The organism is Streptomyces sp. NPDC020996, assembly GCF_040641355.1.
Lineage (GTDB): Bacteria > Actinomycetota > Actinomycetes > Streptomycetales > Streptomycetaceae > Streptomyces.
Genome location: NZ_JBFADM010000009.1, coordinates 19,044 through 30,571 on the forward strand (window position 1 = coordinate 19,044; position 11,528 = coordinate 30,571).

Annotated in this window: 8 protein-coding genes; 6 read left to right on the forward strand and 2 right to left on the reverse strand. The window is 74.2% G+C overall.

The genetic code is table 11. The features are described 5' to 3' along the window. Positions 1-181: 181 nt before the first annotated feature. Positions 182-592, forward strand: a complete 411-nt coding sequence (locus AB0G63_RS09140; RefSeq protein ID WP_360746621.1) for a gamma-glutamylcyclotransferase family protein — start codon at positions 182-184, stop codon at positions 590-592. A gap of 9 nt (positions 593-601) precedes the next feature. Here the strand turns inward: AB0G63_RS09140 and AB0G63_RS09145 are convergent, their stop codons facing one another. Both AB0G63_RS09145 and AB0G63_RS09150 read right to left on the reverse strand, forming a co-directional pair. Further along, positions 602-2,734 carry a molybdopterin oxidoreductase family protein gene (locus AB0G63_RS09145; RefSeq protein ID WP_360746624.1) on the reverse strand — a complete coding sequence of 711 codons (2,133 nt, stop codon included), beginning with the start codon at positions 2,732-2,734 and terminating at the stop codon, positions 602-604. A gap of 130 nt (positions 2,735-2,864) precedes the next feature. Further along, positions 2,865-3,560 (reverse strand): ElyC/SanA/YdcF family protein, encoded by a 696-nt coding sequence (locus AB0G63_RS09150; protein ID WP_360746627.1) that lies wholly within the window; start codon positions 3,558-3,560, stop codon positions 2,865-2,867. A 235-nt stretch (positions 3,561-3,795) separates the two neighbouring features. Here AB0G63_RS09150 and AB0G63_RS09155 point away from each other — a divergent pair, with 235 nt between their 5' ends. From AB0G63_RS09155 to AB0G63_RS09175, 5 genes are all read left to right on the forward strand, one after another. Next, entirely contained in the window at positions 3,796-4,641 is an 846-nt protein-coding gene (locus tag AB0G63_RS09155) for a sirohydrochlorin chelatase (RefSeq protein WP_360746630.1), read from the forward strand. A 417-nt stretch (positions 4,642-5,058) separates the two neighbouring features. Next, complete coding sequence (locus AB0G63_RS09160) at positions 5,059-6,381, forward strand: deoxyguanosinetriphosphate triphosphohydrolase (protein WP_360746633.1); 1,323 nt, start codon at positions 5,059-5,061, stop codon at positions 6,379-6,381. Positions 6,382-6,516: 135 nt separating this feature from the next. Further along, complete coding sequence (locus AB0G63_RS09165; protein ID WP_360746636.1) at positions 6,517-7,782, forward strand: FAD-dependent oxidoreductase; 1,266 nt, start codon at positions 6,517-6,519, stop codon at positions 7,780-7,782. A 215-nt stretch (positions 7,783-7,997) separates the two neighbouring features. Beyond that, the gene (gene dnaG, locus AB0G63_RS09170; RefSeq protein ID WP_360746639.1) at positions 7,998-9,899 is read left to right on the forward strand and encodes a DNA primase; all 1,902 of its coding nucleotides are present in this window, start codon (positions 7,998-8,000) and stop codon (positions 9,897-9,899) included. A gap of 321 nt (positions 9,900-10,220) precedes the next feature. Further along, entirely contained in the window at positions 10,221-11,501 is a 1,281-nt protein-coding gene (locus AB0G63_RS09175) for an RNA polymerase sigma factor (RefSeq protein ID WP_360746642.1), read from the forward strand. Positions 11,502-11,528: the final 27 nt, after the last annotated feature.

Consider the following 11,528-nt stretch of genomic DNA (forward strand, 5'->3'; position numbering starts at 1 on the left):
GCGTGCGAGCGCGTGCGAGCGCGGGCGAGCGCGGGCAAGTACGCGGAAGCCCGTGCAGGTGCGTGCACGTGCGTGGGGGCGGCGCTGATGGTCACTCAGATTTAAATGGACATGACACGGCGTGTCCATAGCGCGTACGGGGGCGTGTGTGAGGGGAGGGGGAGGGTGGAGAATCGTTTCTGTGACTCTTCCGTTCTTCGTCTACGGCACCCTCCGCCCCGGCGAGCCCAACCACGACCTGTTCCTTCGCGGCCGCACCAGCTTCGAGGAACCGGCCCGTCTGACCGGCGCGGTCCTCTACGACGGCCCCGGCTACCCCTACGCCGTCGAGGAACCCGGCGGCACCGTCTACGGCGAGCTCGTGACCGCGCCCCGGGAGGCGTACGGCGACCTGCTCGGCGCCCTCGACGAGCTGGAGGAGTACGCCCCCGGCGACCCGCGCAACCTCTACGAACGCGTCGCCCGCGAGACCGTCCGCGACGCCGACGGCACTCCCGTACGCGCCTGGGTGTACGTCGCCGCCCCCGCCGTCGCCGCCCGCCTGCGCGTCAGCGGCAAGCTGATCGAGGGCGGGGACTGGCGGGCCCGGTGACCACAGAGATCAGCTGACCGGCCGCACCGGCCGCACCGCCTCCACCCGCACCGCGCACACCTTGAACTCCGGCATCCGCGACGTCGGGTCCAGCGCCGGGTTGGTGAGGGTGTTGGCGCGGCCCTCGCCCGGCCAGTGGAACGGCATGAAGACGGTGTCCGGGCGGATCCCGGTCGTGATGCGGGCCGGCGCCACCGCGCGGCCCCGCCGCGACACCACCGCCACCGGGTCGCCCTCCGCCGCCCCGAGCCGCGCCGCCAGCCGCGGGTGCAGCTCGACGAACGGGCCCGGCGCGGCGGCGTTCAGCTCGTCCACGCGGCGGGTCTGGGCGCCCGACTGGTACTGGGCGACGACCCGGCCGGTGGTCAGCAGCACGGGGTACTCGTCGTCCGGCTCCTCGGCGGCCGGCCGGTGCGACACGGGCACGAACCTCGCCCGGCCGTCGGCGTGCGCGAAGCGGTCCAGGAACAGGCGGGGCGTGCCGGGGTGGTCGGCCGCCGCCCCGTCTTCCTGGAGCGGGTCCGGGACGGAGTCCGGGCCGGCCGGGCACGGCCAGAACACCCCGTTCTCCTCGGCCAGCCTGCGGTAGGTGATCCCGGAGTAGTCCGCGAGGCCGCCCGCGCTCGCCCGGCGCAGCTCCTCGAAGACCTCCTCGGGGTCGGTCGGGAAGCCCTTCTCCACGCCGAGCCGGGCGGCCAGCTCGTGCATGACCTCCAGGTCGCTGCGCACGCCGTCCGGAGCGCTGATCGCGCGCCGCCGCAGCAGCACCCTGCCCTCCAGGCTGGTGGTGGTGCCGGTCTCCTCGGCCCACTGGGTGACGGGCAGGACCACGTCCGCGAGCGCCGCCGTCTCCGACAGGACGACGTCGCAGACGGCGAGGAAGTCCAGCGACCTGATCCGCTCCTCGATGTGCGCCGCGCGCGGCGCCGACACCACCGGGTTGGAGCCCATCAGCAGCAGCGACCGGATGTCCGTGCCCAGCGCGTCCAGCAGCTCGTAGGCACTGCGTCCCGGTCCAGGCAGGCTGTCCGGGTCCACGCCCCACACCCCGGCCACGTGCCGCCGCGCCGCCGGATCGTCCAGCTTGCGGTAGCCGGGCAACTGGTCCGCCTTCTGGCCGTGTTCGCGTCCGCCCTGCCCGTTGCCCTGGCCGGTCAGGCAGCCGTAGCCGGACAGCGGGCGGCCCGCCCGGCCGGTCGCCAGGCACAGGTTGATCCACGCGCCCACCGTGTCCGTGCCCTTGGACTGCTGCTCGGGTCCGCGGGCGGTGAGCACCATCGCGGCCTCCGGCTCGCAGAACAGCCGTACCGCCTGCCGCAGTTGCGGCACGGACACGCCGGTGATCCGCTCCACGTACTCCGGCCAGTGCGCCATCGCCGCGGCCCGCGCCTCCTCCCAGCCGGCGGTCCGCTCCCGCACGTACGCCTCGTCCACCCGGCCCTCCGCCACCACCAGGTGCAGCAGGCCGAGCGCGAGGGCGAGGTCGGTGCCGGGCCGGGGCGCGAGGTGCAGGTCGGCCTGCTCGGCGGTCTTCGTGCGGCGCGGGTCCACCACGATCAACGTGCCGCCGCCTGCGCGCAGTTCGGTGAAGAACCGCAGCGCCGGCGGCATCGTCTCGGCGAGGTTCGAGCCGACCAGGATCACGCAGCCGGTCTTCGGGATGTCCTCCAGCGGGAACGGCAGCCCGCGGTCCAGGCCGAACGCCTTCGTGCCCGCGGCCGCCGCCGACGACATGCAGAAGCGGCCGTTGTAGTCGATCTGCGAGGTGCCCAGCACCACCCGCGCGAACTTGCCGAGCGTGTACGCCTTCTCGTTCGTCAGGCCGCCCCCGCCGAAGACGCCGACCGCGTCCGGGCCGTGCTCGGCGCGGGTGCGGCGCAGCTCCCCGGCGACCCGGTCCAGCGCCTCCTCCCAGGTGGCGGGCACCAGTGTGCCGCCGGAGCGCACCAGCGGGGAGGTCAGGCGGACGTTCGAACTCAGGACCGCCGGCGCGGTACGGCCCTTGCCGCACAGGGCGCCCCGGTTCACCGGGAAGTCCGCGCGCTCGCTCACCTCGACGGTGCTGTCCGGGGCTTGCGTCAGGTTCATCCCGCACTGCAGGGCGCAGTACGGGCAGTGGGTGGGCGTCGCGGAGTTCTGCATGCCGTTCAGCGTGCGCAGACCGTGTTACGCGCCGTGCGGCTCCCCGTTACGCGGGCGGCACGGCGACCTCCCCGCGGTCCCGCCGCCGTTGTGAGGTGCGCGAGCGGCGCCCCTCACCATGCCGTGCCCGTCACCGCGCCGCGGCCAGCGCCTTCGTCACGCCCGGTTCCTTCGGGCCGAGGAAACGGGGGTCCGGCTGGAACAGCGCGTCCAGGGCCGCCTTGCCCGCCGCGAAGACCTCGCGGGTGTTGCCGTAGTACCAGGTGGCGTCGTGCTTGGCGGCGACGCCGACGCCGTACGAGCGCACGCCCGCCGCCCGGCACAGCGCGACCGCGCGCCGGATGTGGAAGTCCTGGCTGATCAGCACCGCCCGGTCGACGCCGAAGATCTTCTTGGCGCGGACGCAGGAGTCCCAGGTGTCGAAGCCGGCGTAGTCGCTGACGATCCGGCCGTCCGGCACGCCGTGCCTGGTGAGGTAGGCGCGCATCGCGTCGGGCTCGTCGTAGTCCTCGCGGCTGTTGTCGCCGGTGACGAGGACGACCTCGACGCGGCCCGCGCGGTACAGCGTCGCCGCCGCGTCCAGCCGGTGGGCGAGGTACGGGGACGGCTCGCCGTCCCACAGGCCCGCACCGAAGACGACGGCGACATCGGTGCGCGGCACGTCGGCGGTCGTGCGCAGCCCGTCGGCCGTCGTGACGTACAGCCACGCCGCCGGGGCCAGCGCGAGCACGCACGCGGCCATCACCGCCCGCACCAGCCGCCGCTGCCCGGCACGCGTGCGGGGCAGACGCGGTACGCGCGGTACGCGCAGCTTCGGTCGGCGCATCGGACGATCCTCTCCCGGATGCCGACGATCCCCTGCCGGACGTCGCTCCCGACGGACGAAGACGTCCAGCGGGGCCGTACGGTTCAGTGTGCGGCACGTGATCGAGTTCACTTCCGGGACCGGAAAGCGCAGGTCACGGAAGCTCACACACCCCTGGCGCGCATGGTGAACCCCCGGAAAAGCCCCGTGATGCCCGTGCAACGGCTCGGCAATGTCGCGCCGACACCATCGTTGCATGAACCGGATCAGCAGCCCGCACGCGAGCCGGCCCGGCCTCGTCCCCCTCGACCTCGACGGCAGCCGGCGCCCCGGCCCTCCTTCCGCGGCTCCCGCCCTGGTCGTCGTGGCGCACGGCAGCCGCGACCCGCGCGCGCTGCGCACCGTCCGCGCGCTCCTCGACCGGGTCCGCGCACTGCGCCCCGGCCTGCCCGTGCACCTGGGCCACATCGAGCTGAACGAACCCCTGCTGCCCGACACGCTCGCCGCGCTCGCCGCGCCCGGCACGCGCGGCGGCGCGGCGGCGGTCTGCGTGCCGCTGCTGCTCGGCCGCGGCCACCACGTCAAGCGGGACATCCCCGCGATGGCCGCCGCCGCACCGGCACGCACGCGGGTGGCCGCGGCGCTCGGCCCGCACCCCCTCCTCGCGGAGGTCCTGCACGACCGGCTGGCCGAGGCCGGCTGGCGCGCCCCCGCCGACCCGGCGGACCGCCGCTCCCGCGCGGTCGTGCTCGCCGCGGCCGGCTCGCGCGACCCCGAGTCCGCGGCCGACACGGGCCGCACCGCCCGGCTCCTCGCCGCACGCCTCGGCGTGCCCGTGGTTCCCGCCTACGCCTCCGCGGCCGCCCCCACCGTCGCGGACGCCGTGCGCGCCCTGGCCGCCCGGGGCCGCCACCGCGTCGCCGTCGCCTCGTACTTCACCGCTCCCGGCCGCTTCGCCACGGAGTGCGCCGAGGCGGCGCCGTGGATCGTCTCGGCGCCTCTGGGCACGCACCCGGCGATGGCCCGACTCGTCCTGCACCGCTACGAACAGGCGCTCGCCACCCCGGACACGACCGCCGCGCCGGTACGCGCCTCGGCCTGACCCGGCGACCATCCCGATGCGTTCCCCACGGCGGCCTCGGCCGCCGACCCGGAACCCGGCCCAGCCTGACGCGGCGACCGACTCGCGCCCCGCCTCGGCACGTGACCGAGCAGGACCCCGGCTCGCCACGACGAGGTGACCGGGCCGGTCCGCACCTCGCCTTGACGCGACACCCGCCCCGGAGCCCGGCTCGCCCCGGTGAGGTGGCCGAGCCGCCGGGTGGGAACCCGACCCGGACCTCGCCCGACCCGACCCGGACCGCGCCCGACCCGACGCGGAGCCGAGACCGCAACTCGTCGCCCCGGCCCGCGCCCGCCCCCGACTCGCCCCGCCCGGCCCGGCCCCGCCCCCAACTCGCCCCGCCCGAGAAGCCCGCCCGCGTCCCGAATGTCGGTGCCTGCCTCTACTGTCGGGTGCATGGAAGGCACCGCAGCCCAGGCCCACGGCGACAACCGCGTACCGCCACCCGAGAACCGCGTACCGCCCGCCGGATACGACGCGTCCGACGTGGAGCGCTGGGCCCCGGAACCGGACAAGCGCCCCGGCCGCACCGCCTTCCAGCGCGACCGGGCCCGCATCCTGCACAGCGCCGCGCTGCGCCGGCTGGCCGGCAAGACGCAGGTCGTCACGCCCGGCACCCGCAGCCTCGCCTGGGACGCCAGCCCCCGCACCCGCCTCACCCACTCCCTGGAGTGCGCGCAGGTCGGCCGCGAGCTGGGCGCCGCCCTGGGCTGCGACCCGGACCTCGTCGAGGCCGCCTGCCTCTCGCACGACCTGGGCCACCCGCCCTTCGGCCACAACGGCGAACAGGCGCTGAACGAATTCGCCGAGGACTGCGGCGGCTTCGAGGGCAACGCCCAGTCGCTGCGGCTGCTGACCCGCATCGAGCCCAAGCGCTTCACCGCCGACGGCTCCGTCGGCCTCAACCTCACCCGTGCCGCCCTCGACGCCGCCACCAAGTACCCGTGGCCGCGCGGCGCGCACCCCACCGACCCGGCGTCCCCGAAGTTCGGGGTGTACGAGGACGACCGCCCGGTGTTCGACTGGGTCCGCGAGGATGCCCCCGGCACGCGCACGTGCTTCGAGGCCCAGGTCATGGACTGGGCCGACGACGTGGCCTACTCGGTGCACGACGTCGAGGACGGCCTGCACGCCGGCCACATCGACCCCGACAGCCTGCACGCGCGGCCCGAGCGGCAGGCGGTCTTCGAAGTCGCCGTCGGACGGTACGTGCCCGCGGACACCGACCCCGCCGAGCTGTCCGCCGCCCTCGACCGCCTCCAGGCCCAGGAGTGGTGGCCGCACCGGTACGACGGTTCCGCGGTCGCGCAGGCCCGTCTGAAGGACGCCACCAGCCAGCTCATCGGCCGCTTCTGCCTCGCCGCCGAGGGCGCCACGCGCGCGAGGTGGGGCAGCGGGCGACTGACCCGGTACGGCGCCGAACTCGTCGTACCGCGCGGGACCCGGATGGAGTGCGCGGTGCTGAAGGCGGTCGCCGACCGGTACGTGATGCAGCGCGCCGAACAGGAGCTGCTGCGGGCCGACCAGCGGATCGTGGTCGCCGGGCTCGCCGAGGCGCTCACCGCCCGCGCCCCGGACGGGCTGGACCCCCAGTTCCGGGTGCTGTTCGACGGGGCCCCGGACGACCGCGCCCGCAAACGGGTGATCGTCGACCAGATAGCGTCGCTCACCGACGCCGCGGCCCGCTCGCTTCACGCCCGCCTGACGGGGCACCCGTGAGGGACCCGGGGTCACGTGGGACGCGGGCGTGCCCGAAAGTGACCCTCCGTGGCCTGATCGGGCCACTCCCCCTTCCCCCATCACGCTGCGTGCGGGAGGCTCGCATGTGGCGGCACCCCTACGAGGAGGCATCAAGTGGTCGACGCGGATCAGACATTCGTCATCGTCGGAGGCGGGCTCGCCGGCGCGAAGGCGGCGGAGACGCTCCGGGCCGAGGGCTTCACCGGCCGCGTGATACTGATCTGCGACGAGCGTGACCACCCCTACGAACGCCCTCCGCTGTCCAAGGGCTACCTGCTGGGCAAGGAGGAGCGCGACAGCGTCTTCGTCCACGAGCCCGCCTGGTACGCGCGGCACGACGTCGAACTGCACCTCGGCCAGACCGTCGACGCGATCGACCGGGAGGCGAAGGCGGTCCGCCTCGGCGACGACGGCACGCTGGTGCGCTACGACAAGCTGCTGCTGGCCACCGGCGCCGAACCCCGCCGCCTGGACATCCCCGGCACAGACCTGGCCGGCGTCCACCACCTGCGCCGCCTGGCCCACGCCGAGCGGCTCAAGAGGGTCCTCGCCGCCCTCGGCCGGGACAACGGCCACCTCGTGATCGCGGGCGCCGGCTGGATCGGCCTGGAGGTCGCCGCGGCGGCCCGCGAGTACGGCGCCGAGGTGACCGTCGTCGAGCCCGCGCAGACCCCGCTGCACGGCGTGCTCGGCCCCGAGCTGGGCAACCTCTTCGCCGAGCTGCACCGCGCGCACGGCGTCCGCTTCCAGTTCGGGCGGACCCTGGCGGAGATCGTCGGCCAGGACGGCATGGTCCTCGCCGTCCGCACCGACGACGGCGAGGAGCACCCGGCGCACGACGTGCTCGCGGCGATCGGCGCGGCCCCGCGCACCGCCCTCGCGGAGGCGGCGGGCCTGGAGATCGCCGACCGGGCGCACGGCGGCGGCATCGTGGTCGACGAACGGTTGCGCACCTCCGACCCCGACATCCACGCGGCCGGCGACGTCGCCTCCTTCCCCCACCCCCTCTTCGGCACCCGGCTGCGCGTCGAGCACTGGGCCAACGCGCTCAACGGCGGCCCCGCGGCGGCCCGCGCGATGCTCGGCCAGGACGTCGTGTACGACCGCGTGCCCTACTTCTTCTCCGACCAGTACGACCTGGGCATGGAGTACTCCGGCTGGGCGCCCCCGGGGTCGTACGACGAGGTGGTGATCCGCGGCGACGCGGGCAAGCGCGAGTTCATCGCCTTCTGGGTCAAGGAGGGCCGGGTGCTCGCCGGGATGAACGTCAACGTGTGGGACGTCACGGACACCGTCCAGCGGCTGATCCGGGCGAGGACACAGGTGAACACGGAGGCGCTGGCGGACCCGCACGTACCGCTGGAAAGCCTCGTCCCGTAGGCCCTGCCGCTTGGATCAGGTCGGCTCTGATGCGCGGTTCCTTGCGGCCTACCCGAGCGGGGCCTGGTGCGTGCAGATGCAAGGCGGAGGAGGGCGTCGACGCGGAGCGTCGGCAACCGACGACAACGCCGCAGGTGCGCGTGCCAGGCCCCGCGACGTCGGCATGATCCAAACGGCAGGGCCTGAGTGTCGGCGCGCCGCCGTAGACTTCACGCGTGGCTGGACGGATCAACGACGAGGACGTGAAGGCGGTACGGGACGCGGTCCCGATCGACGCCGTCGTGTCCGAGTACCTCCAGCTGCGCAACGCCGGCGGCGGCAACCTCAAGGGCCTGTGCCCCTTCCACGACGAGAAGTCCCCGTCCTTCCAGGTCAGCCCCAGCAAGGGCCTCTTCCACTGCTTCGGCTGCCAGGAGGGCGGCGACACCATCACGTTCGTGATGAAGGTCGACCACCTCACCTTCTCCGAGGCGGTCGAGCGGCTCGCCGCCCAGGCCGGCATCACCCTGCGCTACGAGGAGGGCGGGTACAACCCCGCCCACCAGCGCGGCGAGCGGATCCGCCTGGTCGAGGCCCACAAGATCGCCGCCGAGTGGTACGCGGAGCAGCTCGCCACCGGCCCGGAGGCCGACGCCGGCCGCACGTTCCTCGCCGAGCGCGGCTTCGACCAGGCCGCCGCCCAGCACTTCGGCGTCGGCTACAGCCCGCAGGGCTGGGACCACCTCACCCGCTACCTGCGCGGCAAGGGCTTCACCGACAAGGAACTGATCCTCTCCGGCCTCTCCCAGGAGGGCCGCCGCGGCCCCATCGACCGCTTCCGCGGCCGTCTGATGTGGCCGATCCGCGACATCGGCGGCGACGTCGTCGGCTTCGGCGCCCGCAAGCTGTACGAGGCGGACAACGGCCCGAAGTACCTCAACACCCCCGACACGGCCATCTACCGCAAGTCCCAGGTCCTGTACGGCATCGACCTGGCCAAGAAGGAGATCGCCAAGACCTCCCGCGCGGTCGTCGTCGAGGGCTACACCGACGTCATGGCCTGCCACCTCGCCGGCGTCACCACCGCCATCGCGACCTGCGGCACCGCCTTCGGCGGCGACCACATCAAGATCCTGCGCCGCCTGCTGATGGACAACGGCAGCGCGCGCGTGATCTTCACCTTCGACGGCGACGCGGCCGGCCAGAAGGCGGCCCTGCGCGCCTTCGAGGACGACCAGAAGTTCGCCGCCGAGACGTACATCGCCGTCGCCCCCGACGGCATGGACCCCTGCGAGCTGCGCCTCGCCAAGGGCGACGAGGCGGTCGCGGACCTGGTCGAACCCCGCACCCCCCTCTTCGAGTTCGCGCTCCGCCAGATCGTCGTCCGCTACGACCTGGACACCCCGGCGGGCCGCGCCGCCGCCCTCGACGAGGCGGCCCCGATCGTCGCCCGCATCAAGAACACCGGCGCCCAGCACGAGGTCGCCGTGCAGCTGGCCGGCATGCTCGGCATCCTGGACACGCAGTTCGTGGTCAAGCGGGTTGCCCAGCTGGCCCGTTGGGCCCGCGAGCGCGGCGGCGCCCCGGCCCCGGCCCCGGCGCGCGGCCGTCAGCAGTACGAGGCCGCCCCCCGCCCGGCCGGCGGCGGCCCCGCGCTCAACCTCCGCAACCCCGTCTACGCCACCGAACGGGAACTGCTCAAACTCGCCCTCCAGCGCCCGGAGCTGGTCTCCCCGGCCTTCGACGCGTACGGCGTCGACGAGTTCACCGCCGCGCCGTACGCGGCCGTGCGCCAGGCCGTGCTCGACGCGGGCGGCGCGGAGTACGGCGTGCAGGACCCGCAGGAGTACCTGGTCCGCGTCCGCGAGGCGGCGCCCGACGACACGGTCCGCGCCATGGTGACGGAACTGGCGGTCGAGGCGATCATGCGCAGGACCGTCGACGAGGTGTACGCGGGCACCGTGCTGGTGACGGTCCGCCGCCGCGCCGTGGAGCGCCGCATCCGCGACATCCAGTCCCAGCTGGCCCGGCTGGCCGCGGGCGGGGACCCGGCCCACCTGACGGCCGTGCAGAACGAGCTGTGGGTGCTCCAGCAGTACGACCAGGCACTGCGCGAGCACGGAGCCGCCGCTCTGTGAGCCGACCGTCCGGCACGGTCACCGGGCGGTCACGGGCCGGACGCAAAAAGTCACCGCACGCCCCTCGTGGCGGCGATGTGTCGTACTCCACACTGGGTTGCGGTGCCAGAGAGCTCCGGACGGAATGGGCGCCCGGCGCGCGACGCCTGGCACGCACGCTCGCGGCGTTGCCGAAACGCCCACGTGGCTCCGCCACGAGGACGCTCCGGCGCCTTGCGAACGCACGCACCAGACGCCGCGCGCTGATCGGACTCCCATTCCGTCCGGAGCTCTGAGTCCTCGGAGCGCGGCCGATCCGTCCCCCGCGGGTCCACGACCCCCGTGGCTTCGCTCATCGCGTACGGGACGGACAGCGGCGAGGCCGCCGACTCCGCCCCCGACGTACCGCTGCCGCACACCTCAGCAGCGATCACCCTGGAGGTCGCCCCCGTGCAGACCCGGACCCTCACCCACACCGACGTCAGTACGGACGGCACGGAAGCGGACCCGGAGGCCGACGTCCTCGCCGCGGTCCCCCCGCAGCTCCGTGCCGTGCCCCACCTCCCGGCGGACCCGGACGGCCCGCCCGCCGAAGAGTTCGATGCCGCCGATCCCGCCGATCCCGCCGATCCGCCTGAACCGGCCGATCCCCCCGAAACCGCCGAGGCCGTCGAGGCGTCCGGGCCGTCGCGTGTCCGCACCGACACCGGCGGCCCCTCCTCGGACCTGTTCCGCCAGTACCTGCGCGAGATCGGCCGCGTCCCGCTGCTCACCGCCGCCGAGGAGGTCGAACTCGCCCGCCGCGTCGAGGCGGGCCTGTTCGCCGAGGAGAAGCTGAGCAGCACGCCCGACCTGGACAGCGAACTCGCCCTCGACCTCGACCGCCTCGTCGTCATGGGACGCATGGCCAAGCGCCGCCTCGTCGAGGCCAACCTGCGGCTCGTGGTGTCGGTGGCCAAGCGGTACGTCGGACGCGGCCTGACCATGCTCGACCTGGTGCAGGAGGGCAACCTCGGCCTCATCAGGGCCGTCGAGAAGTTCGACTACGCCCGCGGCTACAAGTTCTCCACCTACGCCACCTGGTGGATCCGCCAGGCCATGTCCCGCGCCCTCGCCGACCAGGCCCGCACCATCCGCGTCCCGGTCCACGTCGTCGAGCTGATCAACCGCGTCGTCCGCGTCCAGCGCCGCATGCTGCAGGAACGCGGCTACGAGCCCACCGCCGACGAGGTCGCCGCCGACCTCGACCTGCCGCCGGAGCGGGTCGGCGAGGTGCTGCGGCTGGCCCAGGAGCCGATCTCCCTGCACGCCCCCGTCGGCGAGGAGGACGACGTGGCGCTCGGCGACCTGATCGAGGACGGCGACGCCGCCTCCCCCGTGGAGTCGGCGGCGTTCCTGCTGCTGCGCGAACACCTGGAGGCGGTGCTCTCCACGCTCGGCGAACGCGAGCGCAAGGTCGTGCAGTTGCGGTACGGGCTGGCCGACGGGCGTCCGCGCACCCTGGAGGAGATCGGCCGCATCTTCGGCGTGACACGGGAGCGGATACGGCAGATCGAGTCCAAGACCCTCAACAAGCTGCGCGACCACGCCTTCGCCGACCAGCTGCGGGGCTACCTGGACTGAGACGGGGCCGCCCGGCACGACCGAGCG